The organism is Oceanispirochaeta sp. M1, assembly GCF_003346715.1.
Classification (GTDB): domain Bacteria; phylum Spirochaetota; class Spirochaetia; order DSM-2461; family DSM-2461; genus Oceanispirochaeta.
On sequence record NZ_QQPQ01000040.1, the window covers coordinates 1 to 26773 of the forward strand.

A 26773-nucleotide genomic window follows, 5' to 3' on the forward strand; every position below is an offset into this window, starting at 1 on the left:
AACTATATGATTATGTAAATTGGTATAATAATAAAAGGATTCATGGGTCTCTGGGGTATTTAACACCAGTGGAATACAAAACTTTGATGTCCGAGAAAATAGTGTCCTAAAAGGGGTTGCCGATCCAAATAACAGATAGTACCCAGTCAAACATCTGCTCCAGATTTCGAAACAGTGTCATTTTCTCAAGCACATCTTCCTGCAGAACTTCATCAAGATTGACACCGATAGATTCTGAAAAATTCACAAGGATATTCACCATATTGATAATATAGGGCCGGTAGTTTGTTATAGTCTTACTATCTCTCAATGCATTGAGTTTTAGAGATTCCATAACATTTCGGATTTCCATATCCGTACCGAATTTAACATTGGACATGATGTCATTAATTTCTGAATCACTGAGACTGAGAACCTTCGGCCTGTCTTTCTCCAGTTGATTGATATAGACAATTCGTCCGGCATTCAGAAAGCGACTGAATCCAAGAGCCTCTTCCGACTCTTCATAAGCGGCCCGAAGCTCTGAAAAACGGCAGTGCAGATTACTCACACCGATATCGATGGAGACATTCAGATACTGCTCCACCATCTTTACCATCTCATAAAAAACAGGGTCAACCTTCCGTAAAAAGTTCAGACTGTTCTCTTTGACTACAAGGACAATTCCATTATTAAAATGGAAGCTGTAAAAGTCATAGCCATGACGTTCCAGAATAGACTGAATAACGGAGCGGACAGAGAGCTTTAGCTTTTCATAGTCTATTACATCCTTTGAACTCTGATTACGTTCAGTCTGTACAAAGGCCATGATGTATTTTTTATCATCAAGAGAAATTCCATGCTGTCTCAGATTCTCTATATCTTCACTCTTACTGCTCTTGGATGAGACCAGGTAGGAAGTGAAATAATTATCAATAATAAGAGGAATACTCTGTTCATAACGCTGCCTCAGAATATCAAGATTGTATTTTTCTTTAAATTCTTCATCCAGCTCTATCTTAAGTTTATCGAGGAAGCGGGATATATCATTCTGGGTGACAGGTTTGGTCAGGTAGCTGGTTACATGAAGTTCCACAGCTTCCCGTGCATATTCAAATTCATCAAAACCCGTGATAAATGCGACCCGGGTAGTGGGGAAATCCCTTTTAATAGTCCGAGCAAGTTCAATGCCGTCAACAAAGGGCATCTTAATGTCAGTCAAAACCACATGAGGATTGTATTTTTCAATAAGCTCCAGGGCGTCGTATCCGTTTCCGGCACTGGCCACAACCTGAAAACCGCTCTCCCCTGAGATTTTGGATGAGATTCTCCCACGAACCTCATCCTCATCGTCTACTAGGATCATTCTGTATAACTCATCCATCAAGAGGCTCCTGTTCTATCTAGCTGCAAGGTCCATTGTCATTCAGAACAGAGGGATTTGTAAAGATAATATTCTTACTCTGCTTAATATCCTTTTCCGGCAGACATTACATTGGCAGGGTCAAAGGCATGACAGGGAGTCACCGCATGAACGGCTCCGCACTCAGGGCATTTGCCCTCGAAGGTCTCCATTTCAAATTCCTTATCGCATACAACACAGGGTACATTGAGGGGCATGGGCATATACTGTTCTGAAAATCCCATCATTCTTACCTTATCAACTACCTGTTTACCATCTGTAAAACTTCCTGAACATCCGTCGTGCATATTATTAATCTCCTTACGATCTTTTTATATTTGCTGGGGTCAGTCAAGCAGACTTTCCCCTTGTCTCAGTCTTGTTCTATAACTCAGCAGAGTCCGGTCCAGCTCTTCAAGCCTTCCCAGAATTGTTCTCTCCTCATCAGTGGTCTCAATTACCTTGGAGATACCGCCGTTTTTAATAACGATTCTCCGGTCTCCCATAAGGGCAAGCACAGGATCGTGTGTGGCCATAAGGACAATTTTCTCTTCAGAAAGAAGAAGAGAGAGCGCCTTTTTCCTGTCGATTCCCGCATTCTCAATCTCATCAATAAGGATAATAGGAGACTGACTCAGAATAGCGGTATCGGCAATCATCAGGGCTCTGGACTGCCCGCCGGAAAGACTGGTGATGGGGGTATCTGGTTGAAACTTCTCTCCCGCCAGCTTGTTGGCTTCCTCAATGATACGCTCAACCACTTCCGGGCGGTTTTCAACCATACGGCTCTCTGCATGAAGATCAACAAATTCCTCAGCAGTGAGATCCATGACAAAGTTCATATTCTGTGACAGCTGAGCCACCAGTTTCTTTGCACCCGAAAAACGCCAGGATGAATCAGGAATCTCATCATTGATAAGAATTTCCCTCTTTGTGGGAGTATCTTTACGGGCGACCCATTCAATATCTCCAAGAAGTCTGCTCTTCCCTGAACCCGTGGGTCCGACAATAGAGATAACTTCACTCTTCCGGATGACCAGTTCGTCAAAGCCTTCAGGGTTTCCGGATTTATCCAGTCCCGGAAGGATAGTCAGTGAATGAACCTGCTGGCCCTCATCAAGAAACTCAAGCATCTGATTGATAAACTCTGTGAGCTGCATCAGAAGCTGCTCTGAATCAAGGGCACGGTCTTCCATTTCTTCTTCATCAAAACGGTCAAAATATCCCGCCCAGTCGAGTTCGGCGGCCCCCTCTGTTTCCAGGGTATTATTCTTGAAGAAGGAATCCGCAAAGGGATAATCCGTCAGGATTTCTTCTATGGTTCTATGTTGTAAACGTTCTTTTGTTATCATGTTTTCGGGCCTTTCTCACTTAAATCCATTTTTCGAACATTACCCATCTGAAAACTTTCACCGATTCTGGTTTCACCCAGACAATAGGAACAGAGAGCCGAAGGCATTGAGAAGCGCAGTTTCTTTCCAACCAGGGTGTCCACATGATCCTTCTCATCAAAAAGGAGGGTACTCAGTTCAAAGCTTCCCTGCCCGGTAAGGCCATTTATGTTCATGATGACCGCAGAGGGATTCACAAGATTTACACGGCTGGCAAAAACTTCACGCTCCGCCTGAGAAACAATATCGCCCTTGGTTATGATGACAATATCCGCGGACTTCAGCATAGGACCGATCTTCTTGGGAGTGTTGATACCACTGAGGTTATCAATAACACAGACCGCTTTAATATCCTTGATGTAGGGTGAACAGCGATTACAAAGACCTGCTGATTCTGAAATCAGGACATCAAAACCTTCCTTGATTCCCCACTGAGTAACTTCTTCCACGTTACTTACAAAGAAGTGGTCGGGACACAGTGATCCGGAGAGTCCCTTCTTGACGGGTATTCCCGCTTTTTCATAAAGAATGTCATCATCTGTATAGAGACAGTCAAACTTGGCGACACCAACCTTGAGCCCTCTCTGTTTAAGGGAATCAATTGTCTTAAGAATTACAGAGGTCTTTCCCGACGAGGGGGGACCTGATACAGTTACAAGATTCATACAGCCTCCCTGGATTCACCGACAGATTCATTAAAGATTGTTTCACAGTGATTAATGAGACCGGCAATATCATGGGAGTAGATATAATCCCAGCCAAGCCACATAAATTTATTTTCAGCTTGAAGCCTGTTGTCCACTTCTGGATGAACAGAAGGAAAAAGGCCACTATGGGCGAGAACTTCTCCTACAGTACTGGAAGCAAAAAAATCAATTACAGGTTGCAGCTTTTCGATCTTCTGCTTTTTAGAAAGCATAAAGATCGGACTGAGAATTGCTCCATCAGATGGCCAGACCGCAGTCATGGTTCCCCCTTCCTTTACCATTTTAGTAAAGAAGTAAGGCATTATAGTTACAATGGGTTTGTTATTCTTCTTTCTGTCAGACTTGACCATCTGAGAAGGATGCATGGCTTCAAGAAGACTTCGTCCCATCTTGCTAACCCCGTCATCTCCATAGTGTTTATGTATGTTTAGCAGTATTGCATTGAACAAGTCAAAATCACCAACAGGGAGAGAGACTCTCTTCTCAAATTCAGGAGCAAGAACATCTTCCCAGCTCTGGGGCAAGGGCAAATTACCCAACTCAGTAGTATTGATTAAAAAAACTGCAGGAACAACACCAATCATACCATAATGTCCCCGGGGATCTTTCAGATTCAGTCCATCAAAGGTAGAATTGAAATGATTCAGATCCGTAGTATCCTCAAAAATTCCAGCCTTTTTAAACTTACCAATTTTCTGTTCATCAAAAAACATATCAAATCCTGCTGAGATGAAGAGATCAGGAAGAGCCGCTGGATCTTCAATTCCTTCAATATTGTCCTGAACCCAATCAAGTCCCATGGACGCAGCTTTGAGTTCATGATTGATATGTACGCTGTGATTTTTCTTATAGTCCTCATTAAAATTATTAAACTTCTCAAGCAAGGGAAGACGTACAGGACAGGGCAGCAGTCCGACAACATTCAGTGAATCCTCGTCATCCTTTATATCCGCATCATTCAAGGTGGCATCCACTCCGTTTCTATTCTGCTCAATAGCTTCTTGAAGAAGGTTTGAGAAAATCTTCAGATCCAGATTTTTCAGCATAAGCGCCGTATCCAGAGAGATAGTTTTTGCAAACTTTTCTCTTTTATCTTTATCGTTCATCTGGGGGAATCCATTGGATGCAAATACGGGGATGGTCTCCGGATAATCCTCTATGATCTTATATAATGTATCTTCAGTATTGAAATAACTCACTTATCTATCCTTCCGGGGCTGATCCCCGTTATTCACTACTGTTGTAGTAAAATCACTCAGCTTAATATCCTCAAAAGTCTTTAAAATTTCACGATTAATGTTGTTCAGTTTCTGTTCGAAAATACAGGCATGAAAACCGCACTGGGAGTAACCCATGGGACAATCTGTCAGATGCACCGGAGATTCGAGAATCTCATACACTTCCAGAAATGAAACATCTTCGGCAGCTTTGCTTAATACAAAACCACCCGCCGGTCCCCGCTGAGAAGAGACAAGGCCTGCCTTGCTCAGGGACTGGAAAACCTTAGCCAGATGTGCCTCGGATGCATTAAGCTCTTTAGCAACAACCCGAACATTCAGACGATCTGGAGCCTCTCTGGCGATTAACGCCAGGCCATGAAAACCCAGTGAAGCCGCTTCGGATATATTGATCAGATGATTCAAACTCTCCCCCTATTACTCTATTCAGGTACTACAATACCTATTTAACCTTATTGCGGTCAATCCAAAATTCATTTTATATGGACGGGAATAGAAAAGAATGCCCTATAATGTAACTAATGTTACACTCAGGAGAGCATAAAATGATTGATTTAAGCAGAGCCATGGAATCCACTCTGAAAGATAAGGAATCACTCCTTGAGGAGATGATTCAAAACTTTTTTAAAGATAAAACAGAGGATTTCAGGACTCTCATACTCAATGAGTGTCTCAAGAGGGAAACCGAGGCCTCCACAATGGTGGGCAGCGGGATTGCTTTTCCCCATTCAGTTATCAAGGAAAATGTAGCACCCCAGGTACTGTGCTGCTACTCACCTGAAGGAATCCCCTGGAATACTGCAGGTGATAGAGTAAATATAATTATCCTTCTTGTGAGCAATGAGGAAGACCATCTCCCCACCCTTTCCAAGCTTGCCTCCATACTCCAGATTCCCGGAGTTCAGGACAAACTGACAAAGGCCGAACATACAGAGGAAATAACCCAGATACTTCTGGCAGCACAGACACAGAAAGAGAAAACCCAGTCCAAAGAAAAAGAGATAATCACAAATGCTCTGCTTCAGGAGACAAAGCGACTGGCCTCTGAAATTGAAGAAGCAAAAATCATTCTTTTTTCAAACTCCCTTATACAGATCATGTCTATTGCAGAGATGCTCAAAGGTCGAGATATAATTCTGGTAAGCAGTAAATCCAGGGTTCTTGACCGAACCAATATGCTGCGTTCCTCATTCATCAGAATTCATCCTGTACAGGGATTTATAAAGGATCAGAAGGAGATATTAAAACAGCTCTGGTCGGAGAAAATCCTTGAATCTGGAGATGTGGTTATCACCCTCTCAGGATTTGAGTTCGAATCCATGGCCCACAGCATATCCATTTTCTCAATACCTGAAGATCTCTACGATGAAGCCCGTGTTCTAAACTACAGGATTCCCCATGATGTGAACCTCGAGATACTGAGCAGAGTCATAGCTCTAGCTTCGGAATTATCCAGGCAGGGGCGGGAGGGGAAGCCTGCCGGAACCATTTTTGTTGTGGGAGAGAATGAGCATATAAAGGACTATTGCAAGCAGCTGATTATAAACCCGTTCGGGGGACTTCAGGAGCATGAGCGAAGCATTCTTGACCCTGGACTTTCGGAAACGATAAAGGAATTCTCAAAGATTGACGGGGCTTATATTATTGGAAACAGTGGTTATATCCACTCCGGGGGAACCTATCTTTCAGTTCCGCCTCACCATATAAAACTCCAGCCCGGGCTGGGTGCCAGACACGCGGCGGCTTTAGGGATAACCCTGGTGGCTCCGGTGGCCTCTGTTGTTATCTCTGAATCAACAGGGCATATCAGAGTATTCTGGGACGGAGTGGAGCAGGACATCTTCAGCCCTGCGGAATAAGCCGGTATTTCAACGGACAGGTTCATTTCCAATGAAGCTTCCTGATGATTCCTGAGCTTCAGATCGAGGACCTATTTTCCAAATCCTGTTCATTAGGAAGATACCGGCAAGAAGTAACAATTCAATGAAAAACAGGACATAATAGGCACTTTGTATACCCACATTAGAACCGATGGTTCCAATCAGAAAGGGAAAAACCATACCACTGAAAGACATAGTGGAAAACAGGATTCCCGTAACTGCCCCTGCTTTTCCGGGATAGAGTCCGGTTCCTCTGGACATAAAATAGGGGAATAGAGGTCCGATCCCTATGCCATAAAGGGGACAGAGGATAAATTTCATCCAGGGAGATGGGAGATTGATAATCAGAATCAACAGAATTACAGCAGCCGCCAGACCGCTCATTATAATTCTATCCCTCCAGGGAGATGTTGAATAACGGGAAAGTGAAAATCTACCGATGATAACGCCGCTGAGATAGGCACTGACAGCAATGCTGGAAAACACAGCAGTAGAACCGACTGAAGAAGTAAAATATTCGGCAAGCCAGTAGGAGAATCCGATATCCACACCGACACTGAGGAAGATCAGAGCGCCCACAAGTATCATGGAGGAATCGCCCATTACGGTTTTAAGAGAGATCCTGACACCCTGATGTTCTACAGGTCTGGGGAGTTTCAGAAAAAGCATCCAGGTAAACAGAAGGATTACCAGGCATGCCACCGAAAAGAAGGCAAATTGCCAGTCCCCTCCCAGAAAATATACCAGAGCGACAATAAGGGGTGCCAGAAAGCTCCCGGCAGCGGCAAACATGGTTGAAAGAGAAACATATTGGCCCCTCTTTTCCGGAAACATTTTCAACATGACAATCTGCCCGATGGCCCCGATAGGACCACCTAACAGACTCATCAGGAAAACAGTAATCAGGAGAGAAATATATCCCGGAGTAAATCCGATTAAGAACAGTCCCAGGGCCAATGAAGCAGCTGAGAAGAGCCATAAAAGCTTCCTTTTTCCGAAATCGGAAATAACTCCCGCGATAAAGGACCCCAGAAGAGATCCGGCAGAGAGAAGGGTGAATATTAATCCGGCACTGGAATAACTCAGGTTTAAATCAACAATAATTGCCGGCATTGAAGGACCTAACAGTCCTATCACCATAAGCCACAAGCTATTCGCAAAGAAAGAAATCCACGGCATATGTACACTCCATGTACTACCAGGGCTGCAGCGCAGCCTTGGTGAATTTAACTAAAGATCTTAGTACAGCCAGGGCTGCAGTACAGCCTCGGTTTTTTTTAGATATAAGCCATCGCCTGTTTAACCGTCCACCCCTCATGCACAAGGCCGCTCATGGCTTCAATCATGGCTTTTGTATCTTTATGCTGCCAGATATTCCGCCCGATAGCGATTCCCGAACCACCAGCCTGAATGGAGTAATAAACATCTGAGAAAACATCTTCAATACTATTTGTCTTTGCTCCGCCCAGAATTACGATAGGTACCATACAGCCCTCCACAACCTCAGCGAAGGAATCGGGATCCCCGGTGTAGTAGGTTTTCACAATATCAGCTCCGATTTCAGCGGCGGCCCGGGATGCCAGCTTGATTCCGGCAGGATCATTTGATTTCATATCCTTCCCTTTAGCCATGGCTTCAATCATCAAGGGAAGCCCCCAATCCTCACAACTGTCGGCCACAAGAGATGCCTGACGGGTAAAAAATCCTTCCCGGGGATGACCGAATTTAACCGTTACCGCTCCTCCTACGGCTCCATAGCGGAGGGCCATCTCTGTTGAAGTGATCAGTTCTTCCTCAAATCCGCCGCCGAGGACTGTAAATCCCCCGGTCATTCTCAGAATGAGACCTAAATTCCGATCAAATGCACCCTCTGAGGCTTTAACAAAACCTCTTGTTGTCAACACAGCATCTGCACCGCCCCTGACACAATCATCAATCAGCTTTCCCGGCTCATTTATTCCGTCCATAGGTCCTGCAATAGACCCATGATCGATGGCGACGACAACTGACTTTCCCGTATCCTTACGGAAAATAGAATTCATTCTCAATGATTTTCCAACACTCATACCTACTCCTTAATCTCATCAAGTGAGTCATAAATTGATTTTAATTTTCTATAAGATTCTCTATACAGACCAAACATCTGATTATAGATACTCTGATTTTTCTTCCTGGGCTCATAAATCTCTTTAATTTTTACAATTCTGTCGGCAGTGTCAGCCAGGTCATCACAGTCTCCCAGAGCTTTCAAAGACAAAATAAAATTACCGAGAAGCTCGGAATCTGAAAACTCCGGGACAAGAATTCTCTTTCCAACAATGTCCGCTTTAATCTGATTCCACAGCCCACTTTTTGAGGGCCCTCCGGTGATTCTCAATTCTTCGATTGTCTCTCCCTGTTCTGTCATGACTTCCATTACATCCCTCATGGCATAGCCTATGGATTCCAGAACAGCCTTTCCCATCTCCCGGCTTCCATGATTCAACCCCAGGCCGATAAAAGCAGCCCTCACATTTGTATCCCACAGAGGGGCGCGCTCCCCCGTCAGATAGGGTAGAAATAACAGCTTCTCCGATCCCGGCGGGACTCCATCCAGGGATTCATAATATTCCCTGAATCCCTTCTTCTGTTCATGGTGAGTATTCCTGAACCATTCAATCGCCTTGCCTGTTGTAGAAATAATCCCGGAAATATTGTAATAGGGTTCGATGATGTGTTCGTAGCACATCAAGCGCCCGTCGCTTGTCAGGTTCTTCGTACACAAGTTAATCCCTTCTGAGGTCCCGGAACGATCAAAGGCCCTGCCCGGGAATACCGAAGCAGTTCCCAGGAGGGAGATAACAAAGTCAGGCCCCGAGGCAATGACCGGAACCCCCTCGGGAAGCCCTGACTCCAGTGCTCCTTCCCTGGAAATCAGACCGACGATCTCCCCTGGTTTTTTAAAATCCGGAAACTTATCTTTATCCAGATTCAAGGCCTCCAATAATTCATCATTCCAGTAGAATTTCTGCAGCTGCGGGCCCAGGACAATTGTTACAGCCTCCCCTGTGAGCCAGAAAGACATAGCCTCGGGGCAGGAGAGAAAATGTCTGCTTTTCTCATAAACCTGAGGCTTATGATTTGCCAGCCAGAGAACCTTGGGCAGATAGAAAGACGGATCCACATTAAAGCGGCCGATTTTAGAAATGGTCGCACCTTCTTCTTTCCCCCGTCTATCCATCCAGGTCATGACCGGGCTCAGAAATTGTCCATTCTTATCCACAGGAACCAGAGTAGGACCATTGCCGCTTATGGCGACAGCTCGAAGAAGATCGCTTTGTCCGCTCAGCAGCTCACTGGCAATTTCCCTAAATGCTGTTTTCCAGAATTTCGTCTCTGCTTCAAAATAATCTGGACGGGAAGTTTGAGCTAATGTGAGAGATCTTGAGGCAGTTCCCTTTATTCCACGGTCCTCCGAGAAGAGAGCTCCTTTGAGGACCGTGGTTCCGATATCAAAAACGAGGATCATTGACCGGTTCCCAGAAGAACCCTCTGAGTATCAGGGCTGATAGAATCTTCAATCCCCTCTGCAAGGTCCTGATAGCCCACAACCCGGCTGATCAGAGATTTGACTTTAACCCTTCCATGACTCAACAGCCTGGCGGCCATTTGAAAATCCTCACTCGTTCTACCCTCTGTTCCTGTGACAAGGATTTCTGAGCGATGAAGAGTATTCAGATCAATAGGCAGTTCCGGAGTGGTTCCCATATAGGCTGTATAAATATTGATGCGTCCCCCCTTCCTTATCCCCTCAAAAGCACTGGTTAAAGCCGTGACAGCAGGACTCGTGACAACACAGGCATCAACGCCACGGCCGGCGGTAAGACTTTTCAGCTCTGCTTTAACATCAGATTTTGCAGGATTAAAAACAGCATCCGCACCAAGTTCAAGAGCCGTCTTGAGCCTGTCTTCGTTGATATCAGAGACAAAAACTCGAGCACCCATGGCACGGGCGACCTGTAGATGAAGCAGCCCCATAGGCCCGGCACCGATAATGAGAACATCCTCTGCAAGGGTGACTTCAAGCTTAGTCAGAGAATGAATACAGCAGGCAACAGGCTCCGTAAAAGCTGCTTCCTCAAGTGTCAGATTTTTTCCCACCATGTGCATCTGACTTGGTCTGGCCAGAATATACTCATTGAATCCTCCTAATGGACGAACACTCTTATTAAAGCGGTTTTCACAGAGGTTTGACTGTCCTGTGCGGCAGAAATGACAGACATTACAGCGGTAAACCATATCCAACGCGACCTTGTCTCCCACTTGAAAGGCCGTGCCCGCCCGTTCTCCGATTTCCATGACCACTCCGGAAGCCTCATGCCCCGGTACGATGGGATAATAGATTTTCATATCCCCTGTATAGAGGCGTTGTTCCAGGGTACAGATTCCACAATATTCAATCTTGACCAGAATCTTATGGGATTGTAATTCCGGTTTGGGAAGTTCTTTAACTACGATTTTACGGGCATCTTCCAATACAGCTGATTTCATTTATTTCTCCCTATTACTTAATTATTACTAGCAAAAATTATTGGCAGACTTACGCTTCTTTCCTATGCTGAGCTATAGACATGAGGACCATGGCTACAACGGTGATCAGGTAGGGGAAGGCAAGAATAAAGTCCACAGGAATATCTAAAAAGCCCTGCGCATAATTTGAAAAACTCTCCGCCAGACCAAAAATAAAAGCGGCTCCTAAAATCCCGAAAGGAGTTTTCCCTCCGAGATAGATAACAACCAGGGCGATCCAGCCTCTGCCGGCAGAGATATTAGGAACATAGGCTCCCAGATTCAGAGTCAATACGGCACCGGCGAGTCCACAGGTCAGCCCGGAGATAAGAATAGCAATCATCTGATAGCGCTGAGGACGGATTCCCAGGGCAACCATGGCATCAAAATTACTGCCCGTTCCCCGGAGTCTGTATCCAAAGGGTGTTTTATAGATCAGTACCCAGGCGAGAACAACAATAATCCAGCCAAGGTAGACCAGAATATTATGACCAAACAGGATATCTCCTATTAAGGGGATTCCATGAAGAGAAGGCATCCTGAATACAGGAAGAGCAGGAAGCCCTTCAAACATGAGGACTCCCTTGGTACCATAAAGGTAGAAAGCCAGAACAGTCGTTAATCCACCGGCCAGAAGGTTGGTCGCTAATCCGGTGATAAAGACATTAGCCTTCAGATAGAGGGTTACCGCTCCGAATATAAATGCAAAGAAAATGGTCATCAGCAGAGAGAAGAGAAGCCCCCAGAAAAGGCTTCCGGTTGCCGCAACAAAGATCACACTGAAAAAGGCTCCAATGAGAATCAATCCTTCCAAAGCAATGTTCAGCATTCCTGCCAGCTCTGTCATCAGTCCGCCGATTCCCGCCAGGAGAAAGGGGGTCATAATTCCTATTGAGTTATGAATCAGGGGAATAGAAAACTCATTGTTATTCATACTTTCACACTCCTTCTTGCTGCCAGATCCTGAATAACTTTGGCAGTAATCAGATAAAAAACAACAGCCTGTACAACAGCGGCGATCTCCATGGTCACATCCGAATTGATCATGGCTGATTTGGCTCCTGCCTCAATATAGGCAAAGAAAAGGGCCGCCGGGATAACAGCAATGGGATGATTCCTGGCAATTAATGCCACAGCAATCCCATTCCAGCCCATTCCTCCGGAGAAACCCTTAAACAGCATATGCTGTGTTCCCATTACCGAGACGGCCCCGGCTAATCCGTGAAGACCACCGCTCAATACCATGGGAATCAGGAAGTACTTCTTCACATTGATGCCGCCGTAGCGGGCGAATTCAGGGCTGAGGCCTGTAATTCTCATTTCATAGCCCTGATGAGTTTTAAAGAGGTAAAAATAGGCGAGAACCGCAAGAAGTAATATAAAAAGAATACTGATATTCAGGTTCGAAGGGAGAAGAATTTTCAGAAACCAGAATTGTTCGGCAATTTTCCTTGAGACAAGAAGGCTGCTCTCCGGATCGTGAAGCACCCCTGTGATCAAATTATCCACAATGAAAATAAGGGCATTGGATATGAGAAAGGTGGAAATCAATTCATCTGTTTTCCATTTATACTTGAAATAACCTGAGAGTCCTGCCACAAGAGCACCGGCGCCCAAAGCTGCCGCCAGACTGAGAGGTATCCCGATAACAGCGCTCATTTCGGGAATCATCAGACAAACTGCTGTAGCAGCGAGACCTCCGACATAAACCTGTCCCTCCCCCCCCAGATTAAACATGGAAGACTTAAAAGCAAAGGAGATACCCAAGCCTGTCAGTATGAGCGGGGCTGCCGCATTCAGCATATTCCCCAGATAATACTTGTTCATCAGAGGACCCACAAAGAAGTAATAGAGAGTCTGCATCGGAGCCTTACTCATAATAAAAATCATGATGAGCATAACAAGAAAAGCGACTCCCAGGCTGATGCCCAGGCCGTAAACTGAAGCCAGATAACGGCTTTTTCGATCAGTTGCCAAGGGAGCCCCCCTTTTCCACATCATCTGCGGGAGCAAAATCGTCCCTTAAACCAAGCATATACTCTCCAATTAATTCCCGTGTCAGTTCGGGAGATGATTTACTGTTCATAACCACCCTGCCGCGGTACATAACAATCATCCTGTCGGCCAGAGAAAGGACTTCATCGATGTTCGATGAAATCAGCATAACGGCGACTCCCCTTGCTCTCACTTCAAGAATTTTTTCATAAATAAAATCACTGCTGCCCACATCAAGTCCCCAGGTCGGTTCGGAAAAAAGAATAAAATCTTTAACCCTCTCCAGTTCTCTGGCAAGTATGACTTTCTGAATATTTCCTCCGGACAGGGTTCCGATCGGGACATTCTCTCCACCGGAAATGAGATATTCATCTATAAGTTTTTTGGCATGATTCTCAATCCGGCCACCGTTAAATATACCGCCGCGGTTCATATAATCATGGTGATCAGAAATGATCAGATTCTCTTTGATTGATGTCTGAAGACTGGCCCCCCGCTGAAGGCGGTCCGTAGGAACATAGGATAAGCCTGCCTCCCGGATTTCCATCACAGACTTCCTGCTTATGTCTTCGTCATTATAGAAAACACTCCCGCTGCTGAGAGGCTGGAGCCCTGAGACTACATTTTCAAGCTCAGTCAGCCCATTGCCGGCGACTCCGGTTATGCCGAGGATTTCACAGGTTTTCACACTGAGATTGACCTGATCCAACAGAGGCCGTTTTTGATGCTTCTTTATAACACAGGCATTATTCAAAGTAAAAATCGGATCTGAACAGAACCCTTCTTCCTTTTTAAAATCAAAGATCACACTCTTTCCAACCATCATCTTTGAAATATCTTTCTCGTCCACCTCATCCGTATTTTTAACGGCCACAACATGTCCTTTGCGCATGACCGTAATTCTATCTGAGATGTCGATAATCTCCGCTAATTTATGGGTAATAATAATAATCGTTTTACCCTGCTGGACCAGAGATTTCAGATTCTGAAAGAGCCTCTGGATTTCCTGTTCTGTCAAGACCGAAGTCGGTTCATCCAGAATAAGAAGATCAACCTTTCGATACAGCATTTTAATGATCTCAACCTGCTGCATCTGTCCTACACTCAGATCAGAGATCTTTGCATCCGGAGAGATATGAAAATTATTTTCCTTAATTAAAGCCGACACATCGGCAAGGGCTTTTTTGTTATCAAAAAAAAGACCGCCCCACCTGGGTTCCCGTCCCAGCACAACATTCTGGGCCACCGTGAATTCATTGATTAATTTAAAGTGCTGATGGACCATACCTATCCCCAGACGATTGGCTACCTTGGGACTGGCAATTGTAACGGACTCACCGTTTATTATGATTTCACCTGAATTGGGTCGCTCCATGCCGTACAGCACCTTCATCAATGTGCTTTTACCGGCTCCGTTCTCTCCTGCCAGGGCATGGATCTCCCCCTTCCTTACCTCAATATTGACGTTATCATTGGCGATAAGATTTGGACCGGGATAGGTCTTAGTGATGTTCTTCATTATGAGATAAGGCTTCACTTTTACCTTCCTTGATTTAATTAACAGTTCCCCTGCAGGGTTTCTGCTGAATCAGATAGTTTCCTAAGGAAACCGGAGTTCTTATGGGAGGTACTTGAAAGCACCTCCCCTTCAATAAATAAAAGCGATTTTGCTAAAGAGCCGGAGCTTCCAGGACAAGATTCCCCGACTTGATGGAATCAATAACAGCCTGTTGTTTTTCTCTTAGATCTTCAGGGACGGTTTTGATATATTCAGGATCATCTGTGATAAATTCGATATACCCGTCCTGAACTGAAAGGACATGAACCTTACCGTATTCTGTTTTTCCATTGATGGCATCTGTGAGAACCTCATAAACAAGGCGGGAATGCTGAAGAGCACCGCAGCCTGCAATGACTCCGGGAGCAGAAGCATAGGCATTGTCATCCCAGTACATCACGTATTTGTTTCTTTTCGCAGCCACATCAAAAACACCGGGAGCTGCACCGCCGGCAATGACACCGATGACATCAACACCCGCATCGATCATACTTTTAGCCAGTTCAGCTGCTTTATTTGCGTCATACCAGTTTCCGACAACACGGTAATCCAGTTCAATATCGGGATTGATAGACTTTGCTCCCTGAATAAAACCGGGAACCATCATTTTATTAAGAGCCGGATATTCCTGAGCAACAATAATCCCAATTTTCAGGTCGGAGTTTGCACCCTCCATATCACTGGTAGTAATCAAGCCGGCCATAGTTCCCAGCATATAGGACTGTTCCACCTGATTATAGGAATAACTGACCATCTGAGGATGTCCATCAATATAACCATCTACAAATATAAATTTCTGATCAGGAAACTGAGCAGCAATATCCATACTGACATAGGGCATGGAAGGATTAGATGTAATGACAACATCATACATTCCCGTTGCAACAATGGATGTCATTTTCTCGGCCCATTCGGCCTGATTAAATCCAAGTTCAACAGTCTTCATTGAGGCATTTTCGTACTCATCAACAGCCTTCTGAGCCCCTTCCACCAACTGCGTATAAATAGAACTGCCGGCGGTTACACCGGGGACAATGACAGCAACCCGGAAGGGTTTTACTTCATCAGGGGAAGCAGCTTCCTGCTGCCCTGTAGAAAAAGCTGAGAATGGAGCAAAAAATGCCAGCACCATCAGGATTAGAATTACTCGGTTCCTTTTCATATAACACTCCTTAATATTTATATATGCCTGAAATAATTATAGACCTCTTCCAGGACCAATGGATACTTTATCCCCCTCCCATCAGGGTGGAAATGATGATGTGCCCATTCACCTCCTCAAGAATGGTATTCATATCAAAGATACGTTCTGTTCCTCCGTTGATTTTACGGTGAAAAATCAGAACTCCAGATCTGAGGGAGACACCCTCAGTAACAATAAGATTACTATGAACAAAGGCCTGTTCCACCTGCTTAAGAAAATCAAGAACAGTCGCCTCTCTATTTTCCAGGGTAGCGGTGAAGGACCTCTTCCCTGTCTTGAGAGCAAAATAGCCTACAAACTCAACAAGGGCTTTCAAAACGGTATTTTTCCAGATCAAGTTTTTTAAGTATCTCTCCTCCGGGGACACCATCATAATTCCAGCCCCTCAGCTCATAATACTCGCTGAGCATATCCTGCCATCTGTCATAATCGATGACTGAAAACTCCGAACTTTCTCCTTTTACCTTGTCTTTAAAACAACGCTCCGGAAGAATATCATCCTTCCTTCCCAAACCTGCCTTGAGATTGAAAAGTTTCTCAAGATTCCATATTTTTTCTCCAAGAGAGTAGAATCCCGGAAGATCGAGATCAATCCCCGAAGCAGCTTTTATATAAGCCGGGTAGAAATCCCGGGGTGTAACAAATTCATGGAAACGACAGCTGATAAGGGTAAAAATGGCATTAACCATATCCTGATTTGTCTTAACCATAGATGCCTTGTTTTCAAAACTGAGCATATCTACCTTACCGGTTATTTCTTCACCGATGGGAGCCCTTTTATGACAGGCTCCGCGGTTGGAGGTAGCAAAGGCAAGTCCTGTCCCGATCATTCTCCGGGGCATCCAGGCTGCAAATCCTGAGTTTTTGACATGCATGGCAAAGGCTTCCGATCCGCCGCCGATTTCTTTGGCAGCCAATGCGGGTCCTTCTGCCAGAATATTCCCGATTCCTTCCCGCTCTCCGATCAATTTCAGCAAACCCAGTATGGATTCCGGATCTCCGAACTTGAGGTCCAGCCCTTCTTCCTTAATGAGTCCTTTCTCTGCACATTCAAATGCAAATGCAATTGTCACTCCCATGGTCAGGGAATCAACACCATACACTTCTGTCAGGCGATTGGCTTCTGCCAGGACATGAGCATCCCCATTAAGAAGTTGAGACCCCAGAGAATACATGGTTTCGTATTCAGGCCCCCGGGCCCATGATTTTCCGCCATCATGGGTATTGAACTTGTGGATCCGCCCACAGTGGACAGGGCAGCCATGACAGGAAATAGTCCGGGTATAGAAGTTTTTTTCATAGAACTGTCCGGAAATATCTTCTGATTTATGAAAGCTTCCGTACTGGGAGTTTTTTGTAGCAAGAACGCCCCGGGACTGAACAAGCCCCATCCCGGCTCCAGTTCCGTACTTGGAGAACATTCCCAACAGATTGTATTCTTCATTGCAGGAGTCCTGAATTACTTTCATGTTCTCCGAGGATAGACGGGAGAGCTCTCCGGGATCTGCAACAGCGACTCCCCGGGTTCCTCTGAACGCAATAGCTTTTATTCGCTTGGAGCCCAGAACAGCCCCGGCTCCACCCCGACCATATGTCCGGGTTTCAGAAAAAACAGAGGCCATACGAACAAGTTTTTCCCCTGCCCGTCCAATGGACATGGTCTTGTAATCAGCACCGTATTTTTTCTTAATCCAGGTCTCTGTTTCCTCGGTTCCCAAACCCATTAGCTGTTCGGCAGATTCAAAGCTCACAGAATCATTATCAATAATGAGGATTTTCCATTCCTCAGAACGTCCTTCCAGAATAACACCATCGATACCGCAGTACTTAAGCTCCGCCCCGATAAACCCACCGGCATAGCAATTCAATATTGTATTTGTGAGTGGCGATTTTGTAACGATACAGGATTGAGCATGCATAGGAGCGCTGGTTCCCGTTAATGGGCCGATAGTCAGAATGATTTTATTATCAGGAGATAAAGGATCTGTACCGGGTGAAACTTCATCACTTAATATTTTGGTTCCATATCCCATCCCGCCTATCCAGGACTTGAGATCTTCGGGAACAGTCCAGACCCTGCTGTTCCCTTCACTGCAGTTCACCCTAATGATTCGGTCATACATACTTCCAGACATATTTCTTATCCTATATAAGTCAAAGCGTTGGTTACACATTCAGCAATGCAGGCGGGTGTTCCGCCGCAGAGATCACATTTAACAGCCAAGGGGCCGATCATTCGAATAGCATTGGAAGGACAGGCTGCAACACATTTCGAACAGCCCTTACAGAGATCGGGATTGATAAAAACCTTTCCATCGATCTCTTTGATGGCCCCGAAAGGACAGGACGCAACACAGGGCTGCCCGGGACATTCTTCAAAAAGGCAGACTTCCATAAGCGGAGGTTCAGGCCACTGCCTTCTGATTTTTATCCTGGCTTCCTGAGGCTGGACAATTCCAAGTTTCTCAAGGGAACAAGCCATTACACATCTGCCGCACTCTGTACATTTTGTCGGATCTACCAGAAAACGTTTCGTCATCAATCCTTCCATGATTAGAATATTTCCTCTTGAATTGATTTTATATATTTGGACATTTCTGTTCTGACCTGCCCATCCATTTTCTGATCAATAGCCTTCAGTATACTTTCGTGAGCCTTCAGATAGGATTCCATATTCACCGGTTTCTGCAATGCTTTTTTGTACAGAACTTTCCAGTGAGTTTCTTTCATCATGGCATTCACAGCCGAAAAAACGGTGATCAGAACACTGTTATGAGAACAGCGGCCGATGGCCAGATGAAGCATTCTGTCTTCTTCAAGAAGCTCATCAAGAGCAGTTTCTGTCCCTGCAGAATACTGGCCGGACAGCTTACAGAGAGATTTGTACTTTACATGAAGCTGCTTCTTTTCTTCTTCTGTTGCCCTGAGAGCCGCCAAACCTGCCAGGCGGGGCTCCAGCTCCAGCCTGGTTTCAAAGATTTCATAGGGATCATGGCCCTGGAGAAGAGAACGGAGCAGCTCACTGTCAATGGAGCCTTCTGAAGCATCCGCTTTGATGATGTTACCCTTGCCGCTTTTACTCTCAATCAAGCCCAGCATTTCCAACGCGCTCAAGGCCTCTCTTATACTGGCCCGGGAAGCTCCGAACTGTTCGGCCAGAATTCGCTCTGAGGGAAGCATATCACCCATAACGAATCGTCCCTCTTTAATAGAGTTCTTGATTTGTCTGGCAATCTGCATATAGAATTTTTGAGGATGTACCTGCTCAAACATTATATCTCCCTAACTCTCATTCCTACCAACTATCAAGCTGTCAAGCTGTCAGGCCAGTTGAGTTACTGTAAAAGTGAACATATCATTTGTCAAGTTTTTTTAGTGTTTTCGCTTATATGCGGATCAGGAGACAAGGAAAAATCTGCAGGGAAGGAGTTTCCCCGGCAAATTTATTTTTCAGACGCCTTATAGATTCTATCCATAACCGCCCGCCCTATTCCCTCTTCTGGAATGACTTCGGCGTAGATACATTTTAGATTCTGATGATCCAGAGCATGGAGAGCGGAGAAAAGACGAGATGCCGCCTCAACAGGATCAGCCGAAGGAGAAAGAATTTCCTGACAGGAAAAACCTTTACCTTTTGCGGGATCACTATAGATCAGAGCCCCGGCGCCTGCCTTCAGCTCAGAGGGTAGGAGTGAAAGACTTTCCACGATATGGAGAGTCGTCCGAGGGGAGTAGTGCATCTCCAGCTGTCCCGGTGCAGTGGGAGATGTGGTGCTTCGATTGAATACATCCACAGGTCCCAGCACAGATTCTATCTCCTGTCGTGTCAGTCCGCCGGGTCTTAATATTATGGGGTTTTCACGGCTCAGATCAAGGACAGTGGATTCCACACCCACACGGCAGGGACCGCCTTCCAGTACCATATCAATTCTGGCTCCCAGATCCTCTTCCACATGCAGCGCTTCGGTGGGGCTGAGATATCCGAAAGAGTTTGCAGAGGGTGCGGCTACGGCACCACTGGACTGCCTTATCAGAGACAGTGCAATGGGATGATCCGGCATTCTCACTGCCATGGTCTGCAGTCCGGATGTGACAAGTGAAGGAATAATATCTCTTTTAGGAACAATGAGAGTGAGAGCACCGGGCCAGAATTTCTCAGCCAGCTTATAAATTCTGTCATCTTTTATATCAGCAATTTCTTCCAGTTTCCCAAGATCTGCAATATGGGTGATCAGGGGGTCAAAACTGGGTCGTTTCTTGGCTTCAAAGATTCCTGCGACAGCCTTGGGATCAAGGGCATTTCCGCCCAGTCCATATACTGTTTCTGTCGGGAAAGCTACCAGACCTCCCTGTAGGATTATATCTGCGGCTTTTTTTATATTTTCTTCACTGCTGTTGAATATCATTTCATTGTCCTCTCGAATCAGACCTGCAATTTTACGGCTCAGACAAACTACTATAGATTACGTCCTTTTTCCAGACTTGATCCAGACTAATTCCAGGACTTTCCGGAGTATTTACAGAAGGAGTAACAAAATAATCCCTGGAAATCGCTGTGTTCAGAAGGAAGAACGAAGGATAAGACCGGGTTTAAGAATCTCATTGATTCCGACATTCATCAAAGGGAACTGGGCTGCCCTCTCCCCCATCTTCTCAAAATCAATTGAGAGACTGGAAATACCACCGGCAACATATTCAAGAAGGGGAAAATCATTATAGGAGAGGATACCAAGATCCTTTCCCGGTATCCATCCCTTATCCGAAACAACAGATAATACAGAAACAAGATCCTGTTCTGTTAAAAGCAGATAGGCAGAGCCCTTCCTTATCATTGTTTTATCAAATCCCGGAATGATCTCACCGGGAATCTTCTGCTCTGAAAGAAAAGAGGAGAAGGCCTGAAAAGATTCTTCGGGATGAGGATTATTCACGGCCCTGATCAGATTCAGGCTGTCGTAAGATTTAATTCGTTCAAGGACCTGCAGAAGTGCATCTTTGATCCCTCCTGAAAAATCCTGACAGAGGTATGAGAAACCGTCCGGACTGTATTCGCCCCTGTCGAGAATCAGGGTTCTCCTGGAATCAAGGTTTTCCAGAAGATCGGGAACTCTCTTATCCTGAAAGGGTTTGACAATACAGTGGGTATAGCGTTTGCGGCTGGATTCCAGAAGATTCCTCAGAGTCTCATAGCTGTTATGGTGAAAGTAGACATCCGCCGTGACTCCTTCCGGAAGAGCCTCGGCAAATGAATTATAGAGAACCTGCATATAGGGATTAAAACTGTTGAGAATAAGCAGGACCCTGGAGCCACTGCTGATCCTGTCTGTCAGTAGAAAGAACCCTTTTCCCGGAACCGAATCGATCAGCCCTTCCTGCTTAAGGATTTTATAGGCCTTCACTACGGTTTCCCGGGCAACAGACAAGGTACGGCTGAGTTCGGAAATGGAGGGTAATCCGTTACCGGGAAGAATCTTCTTCTCTTCGATCAGTCCGTATATGTGATGGATTATTTCACCGTACTTGGTACTCTGCCTCATAGATAGCTAATTCTCCCCTTTAACTCCCGTCCGGTCAATGCCCTTCTTTAACAGTCCCATAGATGTGCAAGACCATGAAAAATGTGCAATACTATATATATGATTAAACTAATAGAACTTGAAGATGAGTACAATCTGCAGGCTATGAAACAGGGTGAGTATCCCCGGGAAATCCTGGACTCTGCAAATAGAGTAATAATAATCCTGACACAGAGCTGGTGTCCCGACTGGTGGGCACAAAAACTGGTTTTCAAAGATATAGAGGATACTGGAGAAATTAAAGTCTACTATGTGGACTATGGCAATAAATCATTCAGAGCTGAGTTTACATCCTTCAAAGAGACAGTCTTTAGAAACGGACATATTCCCTATCTCCGTTTCTACCGGGATGGTGAGTTAGAAAAAGAGAGCAATTACACCGGACGCCGTGAACTGAAAAAATGGCTTGAGTCTTGATTCTGTTTCCGCCTCGCACCATCTACTCTGCAATAAAAAGCGGTCTCCCAATGGGAAGACCGGTTCAGGAATCAGATATTCAGAACTTCTCAGTTAACCTTGTTAACAGGAGAACCTTTTAGAAAAGCGGCCAGGTTATCCACGGCAATATTCATCAGTCTGGAACGGGATTCCAGAGGAGCCCATGCAATATGGGGAGTAATAAAACAATTGGGAGCCTTCAGCAGGACATTGTCCGCTTTGATAGGCTCTGTGGATACAACATCCAGTCCAGCTGCTCTAACCTTTCCGCTCTTCAGAGCTTCTGCCAGATCAGCTTCAACAATCAGAGGACCTCTGGACGTATTGATGATAATAACTCCGTCCTTCATCTTGGCGATGCTTTCCTTATTAACCATACCTTCTGTGGAGTCAAAGAGAGGACAGTGGAGGGAAATTATATCTGACTGTGCCAGAACCTCTTCAAGAGTTCCGTAAGCCATTGTGTCACAGATTAAATCCTTATTCTGGTACTCATCAAAAGCCAGCACATTCATGCCGAATGCCTGAGCGATTTTTCCGGTTGCCTGACCGATACGGCCGTAACCGATAATACCCATGGTCTTTCCAGCCAGTTCTGTAAGGGGATAGTCCCAGTAGCAGAAGTCGGAACATGCGGTCCACTTTCCCTCTCTTACAGTGTCTGCATGATCCTGCACATGGTGGCAGATGTTCAACAGCTGGGCAAATGCAAACTGTGCTACTGCAGTTGTTCCATAGCTGGGAATATTACAAACAGGGATATCAGCAGCGGCAGCGGCTCTTACATCAACAACGTTATAGCCTGTAGCCAGAACTCCGATATATTTGATATGGGGGCAGGCTTTTATGGTTTCCGCTGAAAGAGGAGTTTTATTGGTAATAACAGCTTCGGCATCGCCGATTCTGCTGACAATCTCTGTTGCATCAGTTCTGTCATAAAATTTGAGATCCCCAAGTTTTTCCAAACTTTCCCAGGAGAGGTCTCCGGGATTCAGAGTATATCCATCGAGTACTACAATTTTCATTTTATTATCCTTTCTATTCTGATTCTCAGCAGCATTTAGAACTCATTACAGCCTCTGCAGCGGCAACGATATTTTCTACTGTAACACCGTTTTTCTCGAGAAGTCTATCATAAGGAGGGGATTAACAGAACTTGTCCTGAATACCCGGTTCTGGGACAACTTCACATTCAGCGGAACCCGGGTCGTTCAGACTTTTTCTGACAAAGTGAAGAAGCACCGCTATAATATCCACATGAAAAAGAGACAGATCCTTAATAAAAGAGCTTTACCCCTGATACTGATGTCGGTGATTCTTATTCTGATGTTGGGGATCACAGCAGGTATTTTTGCTAAAGACGGAAAGATCAGCCTTGCGGTCCTTCCATTTGAAAATCTGAACAATGATCCCGACCAGGATTATCTTGCAGGTCTTATCGGTTCCATTATAAGACAGGACCTCTCCCTCTCAGGAATGGTCTTTCTGGTGGATCGGGAAAATATGGATGATGTTCTGGAGGAGCAAAAACTTCAGTTTACGGGAGTCATGGATGACAAGAGCATCATTGAAACCGGACGACTGGTAGGAGCACAGTATATTCTTAAAGGGGGATTTGTATTTCTGGGACAGGATCTTTTTCTCAACCTGGACCTGATCAATACTGAAACAGGGAGAAGCTACAGCTTTTCAGAAAGAGGTTACCAGGAGAATACTGTCCATGCCCTGACAGAAAAACTAATCAGGCATCTCACAGGAAATGAAATGAGCTTCCAGTCTGTATCAGGAGATAAGTCAATCATTGCCGTAAGCCAGCAGGAACCGGGAAGAGTTCTCCTCTTCTCCCCTATTATCGATGCCCGTGTTTATATAGATGGAGAGTTTTCCGCCTATACCCTGGGCGATGCGACAGAGCCTCAGGAACTGGTACTGCCGGCGGGCAGGCATGTAATAAGAACACACTTAACCGGGGATTTCGGTGTTGTTCAGACTCCGGAAATTCTTTTTTCAGACTGGCAGGTGGAATTCAACCTTGAGGCAGGTCAGACACTTGTACTGGAGGATAAAACGACTCATTTCAATTCCATCCTCTACGATCTGCAGCAGGTGATCAGGGAGAGGACCACACTCATTCCCGGCTCAGGAGAAACTGCAAGGGTTGAACATAATACAACATTCCTGAATCGAAAAGCTGAGGAAGTTTCCATTGACCTGGAAATAAATTTCATCGAGTCAGAAGATGAACCGGGAGGCGGGCTTGCCCTTGTCCACCTGATATATGACGGTATGGAACAAAATCTCAAATACAGCTGTCCCTCGGGTGTATCGGAAGATTTCAAACTGGACCTTGGCAATGCAGAACTCAGAATAGACCTGGACTGTTATTCCGAACATCGATGGAAACTGGACTACAGCATCTGGCGTACAGATATCTACCAGGGTCTTCACCGGGAAGAGCCGCATCAGAAACCCTGATAAATAGCATTCTCCTTTCTATATACCACAGGAGGAACTCCGAAATGCTTTCGGAAGAGCCGGTAAAAATATCCAAGATTATCAAAACCCAGAGAAAGGGCGATATCCAGGACAGCGGTGTTTGAGTGCTCCAGCATCAGAGCCGCACGCTCCATCTTCTGTCTATTCAGCCATGAAGAAGGTGTGGTATCCAGAAACCTGCGAAAGGAACGGGACAGATGTTCTGGAGATTTCCCGGACAGATCAGACATATCCTTCACAGTCAGCTGATCACCCATCCGGCCGTCTACTTCAAGCATCAGAGTCTTCATCCATAAGGGAAGAACCTGATCTTTTTTCTCCTCATAATCAGGTGGACCAAGCAATTCTGCTGCCAGACTCAATAAAAATCTGCTGAGAAGAATATCTCCGTATTCTGATTTCTGGTACAGAAAAAGTTGCTCCAGATCATTTAGAATCCTCGATCCCTCATCCCTTAAAAAATGCGTATAAAGACGGCCCTCTATCTTCTTTGCTTCAAAGAGTTCACGCAGATGAAGAGAATCCATTAAATTGTCCCAGTATTCCAGAGGGAGGATCAGATTGTAAAAGTCAAAGCCCCGCCCCGTCAGACTATGATAATCTGTTTCTTTTATTGAAAGAAGATCCCCCTCCTTCATGACTATTTCCTGATCATCAAAGTGATGAGTCAGTTCCCCTTCAAAGAGATAGTAAAACTCAAAAACTCCCTGGTGTCTGTGCCTGGAAAAAGACCAGGGTCTATGGGTACTGATTCTGTGCAATGCGTAATTGAAAGGAGTTATATCCTGAGATTGTATGGTGACGACATCTTCCATATACAAAAAATACATTAAAATATCAAATATATACAATAAAATATCAGATAAAATTAAGATTATATCAAATGAATAATATTACAATACAGAATATAAAACATATATTGGGACATGTCCCTGAGGATATAAAGATGAAACAAGACTACAAATTCCCTTCAGACTTTGTCTGGGGTTCGGCTACGGCCTCATATCAGATAGAAGGAGCATGGCAGGAAGACGGAAGAGGTGAAAGTACCTGGGACAGATTCTGCCGTATTCCCGGTAAAGTCATCGGCGGAGACACAGGAAATGTTGCCTGTGATCATTATCACCGTTTCAAAGAAGATGTAGCTCTTATGAAAGACCTGGGTCTGAAGAACTACCGTTTTTCCGTTGCCTGGCCCCGTATTATCCCCGGAGGAGAAGGGGCTGTTAATCAAAAAGGACTGGATTTCTACAACAAGCTGGTAGATGAACTGCTGGCAGCAGATATCGAGCCCCTGATTACACTCTTCCACTGGGATCTTCCTCAGGTTCTTCAGAGTAAATATGGCGGATGGAAAGATAAGAGAATGGCTCAGCTCTTTGCCGACTACAGTGATGTTGTCAGCCGCAGTCTGGGAGACAGGGTAAAAAAATGGGCCACCATAAATGAGATCATGTGCTTTACAACTCTGGCTCATAAATCCGACTGGCATGCCCCGGGAGGATTTGAGAGCGACAAAATAAGCAATCAGACTGTTCATCATGCCCTTCTGGGACATGGTCTGGCCACACAGGTTCTCAGGAAGAATGTCAAAGACTCCTTTGTAGGACTTGTTGATAATAACGATGCCCCCTGGCCGGTATTAGACACAGAAGAACATCGCAAGGCTGCAAGGAAGGCATGGAAAGATAGAAATGCACAGCGCCTCTTTCCCATGATGACTGGTGAATACGATGAAGAAGCCTATGTTCTTCACAACGGAGAGATGCCTGACTATACGGCCGAAGAGATGAAAATCATCAGCAGCCCGGTAGATTACATCGGTATAAACTTCTATAACTGCCCCCCCGTAGAAGCAGCAGACAACAAGGAAGGTTATAAAGAGGTACAACTGCCAAAGGGCTATCCCCGTACAGAAATGGGCTGGCCTATTACTCCGGACGCCCTATACTGGAATCTGAAATACCTGAAAGATTTTTTCCCTGAAATTCCTGTGTACATCACAGAAAACGGAATGGCGGGAAAAGACCGCGTATCCTCCGACGGCAGTGTAAAAGACTATGACAGAATCGAATACCTGAGAACACATCTGCGAGCCTGTCACCGGGCCATCGAAGAGGGAGCCAATCTGAAGGGCTACTATCTCTGGTCTCTTATGGATAATTTTGAATGGGCCTACGGTTACAGCAAACGCTTTGGAATGATCCGTGTTGAATATGATACACAAAAGAGGATCGTAAAAGAATCGGGAAAATACTACAGCCGGGTTATGAAGAAAAACCGGGTCCTCTAAGTAAATATGTTATAGGATGCCTCCAGTCTTTTGGTATATACTAAATGACAATAGACAGGAGGCATTTC

General features: G+C 45.2%; 27 protein-coding genes. 5 read left to right on the plus strand and 22 right to left on the minus strand.

Annotated features, from left to right (window positions below; genetic code table 11):
* On the plus strand, positions 1–110 hold a 110-nt coding region (locus DV872_RS20990; RefSeq protein ID WP_147283199.1), incomplete at its 5' end, for an IS3 family transposase.
* On the opposite strand, the gene DV872_RS20995 is transcribed toward DV872_RS20990, so the two are convergent.
* From DV872_RS20995 to DV872_RS21020, 6 genes are all read right to left on the minus strand, one after another.
* Positions 107–1363, minus strand: a complete 1257-nt coding sequence (locus DV872_RS20995) for a response regulator (RefSeq protein WP_114631930.1) — start codon at positions 1361–1363, stop codon at positions 107–109. The genes DV872_RS20990 and DV872_RS20995 overlap by 4 nt on opposite strands.
* Before the next feature lie 83 nt (positions 1364–1446).
* Positions 1447–1689, minus strand: coding sequence for a hypothetical protein (locus DV872_RS21000; protein ID WP_114631931.1), 243 nt, complete (start codon positions 1687–1689; stop codon positions 1447–1449).
* A 39-nt stretch (positions 1690–1728) separates the two neighbouring features.
* Positions 1729–2733 (minus strand): ATP-binding cassette domain-containing protein, encoded by a 1005-nt coding sequence (locus DV872_RS21005; protein ID WP_114631932.1) that lies wholly within the window; start codon positions 2731–2733, stop codon positions 1729–1731.
* Positions 2730–3437, minus strand: a complete 708-nt coding sequence (locus DV872_RS21010; RefSeq protein WP_114631933.1) for a GTP-binding protein — start codon at positions 3435–3437, stop codon at positions 2730–2732. The genes DV872_RS21005 and DV872_RS21010 overlap by 4 nt, the downstream gene beginning before the upstream one ends.
* Positions 3434–4678 (minus strand): ABC transporter substrate-binding protein, encoded by a 1245-nt coding sequence (locus tag DV872_RS21015; RefSeq protein WP_114631934.1) that lies wholly within the window; start codon positions 4676–4678, stop codon positions 3434–3436. The genes DV872_RS21010 and DV872_RS21015 overlap by 4 nt, the downstream gene beginning before the upstream one ends.
* The gene (locus DV872_RS21020; RefSeq protein WP_114631935.1) at positions 4679–5122 is read right to left on the minus strand and encodes an Rrf2 family transcriptional regulator; all 444 of its coding nucleotides are present in this window, start codon (positions 5120–5122) and stop codon (positions 4679–4681) included.
* A 140-nt stretch (positions 5123–5262) separates the two neighbouring features.
* On the opposite strand from DV872_RS21020, the gene DV872_RS21025 reads away from it, so the two are divergent.
* Positions 5263–6576, plus strand: a complete 1314-nt coding sequence (locus DV872_RS21025) for a PTS sugar transporter subunit IIA (RefSeq protein WP_158547094.1) — start codon at positions 5263–5265, stop codon at positions 6574–6576.
* Between the two features lie 9 nt (positions 6577–6585).
* On the opposite strand, the gene DV872_RS21030 is transcribed toward DV872_RS21025, so the two are convergent.
* From DV872_RS21030 to DV872_RS21095, 14 genes are all read right to left on the minus strand, one after another.
* On the minus strand, positions 6586–7776 hold the full coding sequence (locus tag DV872_RS21030) for a sugar MFS transporter (protein WP_114631937.1): 1191 nt from the start codon (positions 7774–7776) through the stop codon (positions 6586–6588).
* Between the two features lie 98 nt (positions 7777–7874).
* A complete protein-coding gene (locus tag DV872_RS21035; protein WP_114631938.1) occupies positions 7875–8663 on the minus strand; it encodes a class I fructose-bisphosphate aldolase in 789 nt (262 codons plus the stop codon).
* Between the two features lie 2 nt (positions 8664–8665).
* A complete protein-coding gene (locus DV872_RS21040) occupies positions 8666–10105 on the minus strand; it encodes an FGGY-family carbohydrate kinase (RefSeq protein ID WP_114631939.1) in 1440 nt (479 codons plus the stop codon).
* Positions 10102–11127, minus strand: coding sequence for a zinc-binding dehydrogenase (locus DV872_RS21045; RefSeq protein ID WP_114631940.1), 1026 nt, complete (start codon positions 11125–11127; stop codon positions 10102–10104). The genes DV872_RS21040 and DV872_RS21045 overlap by 4 nt, the downstream gene beginning before the upstream one ends.
* A 49-nt stretch (positions 11128–11176) precedes the next feature.
* Positions 11177–12079 (minus strand): ABC transporter permease, encoded by a 903-nt coding sequence (locus tag DV872_RS21050; protein WP_114631941.1) that lies wholly within the window; start codon positions 12077–12079, stop codon positions 11177–11179.
* Complete coding sequence (locus tag DV872_RS21055) at positions 12076–13122, minus strand: ABC transporter permease (RefSeq protein WP_158547095.1); 1047 nt, start codon at positions 13120–13122, stop codon at positions 12076–12078. The genes DV872_RS21050 and DV872_RS21055 overlap by 4 nt, the downstream gene beginning before the upstream one ends.
* Positions 13112–14677: an ABC transporter ATP-binding protein gene (locus DV872_RS21060; protein WP_114631943.1), complete on the minus strand. Its 1566-nt coding sequence runs from the start codon at positions 14675–14677 to the stop codon at positions 13112–13114. The genes DV872_RS21055 and DV872_RS21060 overlap by 11 nt, the downstream gene beginning before the upstream one ends.
* A gap of 133 nt (positions 14678–14810) precedes the next feature.
* Complete coding sequence (locus tag DV872_RS21065; protein WP_114631944.1) at positions 14811–15860, minus strand: BMP family ABC transporter substrate-binding protein; 1050 nt, start codon at positions 15858–15860, stop codon at positions 14811–14813.
* Positions 15861–15927: 67 nt separating this feature from the next.
* Positions 15928–16239 (minus strand): hypothetical protein, encoded by a 312-nt coding sequence (locus tag DV872_RS21070; protein WP_147283233.1) that lies wholly within the window; start codon positions 16237–16239, stop codon positions 15928–15930.
* Positions 16202–18037, minus strand: a complete 1836-nt coding sequence (locus DV872_RS21075; protein WP_158547096.1) for an aldehyde ferredoxin oxidoreductase family protein — start codon at positions 18035–18037, stop codon at positions 16202–16204. Before DV872_RS21075 ends, DV872_RS21070 begins: the two co-directional genes overlap by 38 nt.
* A 5-nt stretch (positions 18038–18042) precedes the next feature.
* Complete coding sequence (locus DV872_RS21080) at positions 18043–18441, minus strand: 4Fe-4S binding protein (protein WP_158547097.1); 399 nt, start codon at positions 18439–18441, stop codon at positions 18043–18045.
* Between the two features lie 14 nt (positions 18442–18455).
* Positions 18456–19175 (minus strand): FadR/GntR family transcriptional regulator, encoded by a 720-nt coding sequence (locus tag DV872_RS21085; protein ID WP_114631948.1) that lies wholly within the window; start codon positions 19173–19175, stop codon positions 18456–18458.
* 170 nt (positions 19176–19345) lie between these two features.
* A complete protein-coding gene (locus tag DV872_RS21090; protein WP_114631949.1) occupies positions 19346–20308 on the minus strand; it encodes an L-threonylcarbamoyladenylate synthase in 963 nt (320 codons plus the stop codon).
* 153 nt (positions 20309–20461) lie between these two features.
* Positions 20462–21439, minus strand: coding sequence for a GntR family transcriptional regulator (locus DV872_RS21095; protein WP_114631950.1), 978 nt, complete (start codon positions 21437–21439; stop codon positions 20462–20464).
* Between the two features lie 99 nt (positions 21440–21538).
* Here DV872_RS21095 and DV872_RS21100 point away from each other — a divergent pair, with 99 nt between their 5' ends.
* Positions 21539–21895, plus strand: a complete 357-nt coding sequence (locus tag DV872_RS21100; RefSeq protein ID WP_114631951.1) for a hypothetical protein — start codon at positions 21539–21541, stop codon at positions 21893–21895.
* An 89-nt stretch (positions 21896–21984) separates the two neighbouring features.
* Here the strand turns inward: DV872_RS21100 and DV872_RS21105 are convergent, their stop codons facing one another.
* Positions 21985–22941 (minus strand): D-2-hydroxyacid dehydrogenase, encoded by a 957-nt coding sequence (locus tag DV872_RS21105; RefSeq protein ID WP_114631952.1) that lies wholly within the window; start codon positions 22939–22941, stop codon positions 21985–21987.
* A gap of 232 nt (positions 22942–23173) precedes the next feature.
* Here DV872_RS21105 and DV872_RS21110 point away from each other — a divergent pair, with 232 nt between their 5' ends.
* Positions 23174–24391: a CsgG/HfaB family protein gene (locus DV872_RS21110; protein WP_114631953.1), complete on the plus strand. Its 1218-nt coding sequence runs from the start codon at positions 23174–23176 to the stop codon at positions 24389–24391.
* Here DV872_RS21110 and DV872_RS21115 read toward each other — a convergent pair.
* Complete coding sequence (locus tag DV872_RS21115) at positions 24379–25227, minus strand: AraC family transcriptional regulator (protein WP_158547098.1); 849 nt, start codon at positions 25225–25227, stop codon at positions 24379–24381. The genes DV872_RS21110 and DV872_RS21115 overlap by 13 nt on opposite strands.
* 131 nt (positions 25228–25358) lie before the next feature.
* Here DV872_RS21115 and DV872_RS21120 point away from each other — a divergent pair, with 131 nt between their 5' ends.
* Positions 25359–26705: a GH1 family beta-glucosidase gene (locus DV872_RS21120; protein ID WP_114631970.1), complete on the plus strand. Its 1347-nt coding sequence runs from the start codon at positions 25359–25361 to the stop codon at positions 26703–26705.
* Positions 26706–26773 lie beyond the last annotated feature (68 nt).